General features: G+C 51.4%; 1 protein-coding gene. It reads right to left on the minus strand.

Annotation, left to right across the window (positions count from 1 at the left end; translation table 11 throughout):
* The coding region (locus QCH34_RS12405; RefSeq protein WP_300334591.1) for a C45 family peptidase at window positions 1–1,455 on the minus strand (1,455 nt) is incomplete at its 3' end.
* Window positions 1,456–1,595 lie beyond the last annotated feature (140 nt).

Consider the following 1,595-nt stretch of genomic DNA (forward strand, 5'->3'; position numbering starts at 1 on the left):
GGTGTTGTGATCACCTTCGAGCGTGGCACGATCATGCCACCAGACCCCTTCCCAATATTCGTGCTGTATCGAGTCCCACGTGTCAGCTGTCATGCTCCTGTCCTGTACCCGCTTCATCGCCTTCCACATCTCCGATTTGGCATCTGATCTGAGGTTGTATACCAGAGTTTCCGGTGACGTTCCGACGGTGATATTAACATATGTTCCGGTCTGGCCAGGTGCCAGGGTTCCCCACATAGGAGAGTCCGGGTTTCCTGTACAGATTGAGACGATATCATCACCGGGTACGGCAATGAAGGAGTACAGGGTGGGGGCATCAGGGTGGAACCGGTTGACGGTGTTGGTACTGAAGGGATCATCTCTATGCCATCTCTGGCCGTCCCACCAGTCACATGAAGAGAGGATCTCCTTGAAAAAGGTATAATCCATTGGTTTGGTATAGTCGCTGATGATCTTCTCGACGGTACTATAACGGTAATAACTTGAGGGATTGTACTCCAGTGGGTCCCACACCGGCTGGGAAGGTCGCATGGCCGGTTCAAAGTAATGGTTTGTGGCGATGATAGAGTCAAACCGGCTGGTCTTCGTCGGTTCACGGATAGCAGATCTGACCCTGCTTGCTTCGATCACCTCCATTGCTCCTGACGAATCAGCCAGGAGCCGGTTTAAGGAGAAGCCACGGGTGATGGAGAGGAGAATATTCTCAGCTTCGGGGACAGATCCTGCCGTCATCCCAACATAGGCGAGTTCAAGAAAACCAATGATACCAGGTCCGCTATCCCCGGGTCCCCGTGAGGGGGCGGAGGTGACGATATAGACCAGCCCCTCTTCATTGACAACAGCATTACTCCCGATTCGTCCTGCACCAGACGGAAGAATGCACGAATACCCGTCATCAGGGTAGAGTGCCAGGATCACGCCATAGGAGTTTGAGGGAACCTGATAGTAATCTAAATTGACACCGGCGATCAGACCCGTATTCTCTTCATAGACCGCAAAGGCGGTGCAGTGTTCCTGGACCGCAGGCCCTTCGCGGTTTCCATAATAGTGCATTATAATCGGATCAAGTGGCGAGAATGGGATTCCCTGGTCATTCATAGCATCAGAGATCCCCTCAAAGAACCGGATGAAATCAAAGTCGGTCAGTTCCGTTCTGATATACTCCTGTGATACCAGAGATGCGTTTACGATATTTTCATACGAGTCTCTGGTGAGTGCAGATGCAAGAGAGGAGTCCCGTACAATTGCGATATAGTCTGGCACCTGAAGACCGTACTGGTACCCCATCTCATATGGGCTTCCAGAAAGGATAACCACCGGCATCACTCCGGGTGGGGGAAGGTATGCCGGAGATACCGGTGCTGTGGACGTTGGCGTGTATGCTGCTGTGGGGGCAACAGAGATGAGGAGAACCAGTATAATGAAAATGAAGGAGAGGGGTAGGGAGTGGCGCATGAGTAATTCTGAGAATGTTTTTGTTGAATAACCTTTGCTTCAGCCAGCCACCACCTCCCAAGGTTTCATTCCGATAGATGGGAGAGATTACAGCACGGTCGACAACAAAGAGTATAAAATTATAGTATCGCCATGGCGAG

Origin of the sequence: Methanocalculus sp., assembly GCF_029762515.1 — an archaeon.
In the GTDB taxonomy this organism is placed as follows: domain Archaea; phylum Halobacteriota; class Methanomicrobia; order Methanomicrobiales; family Methanocorpusculaceae; genus Methanocalculus.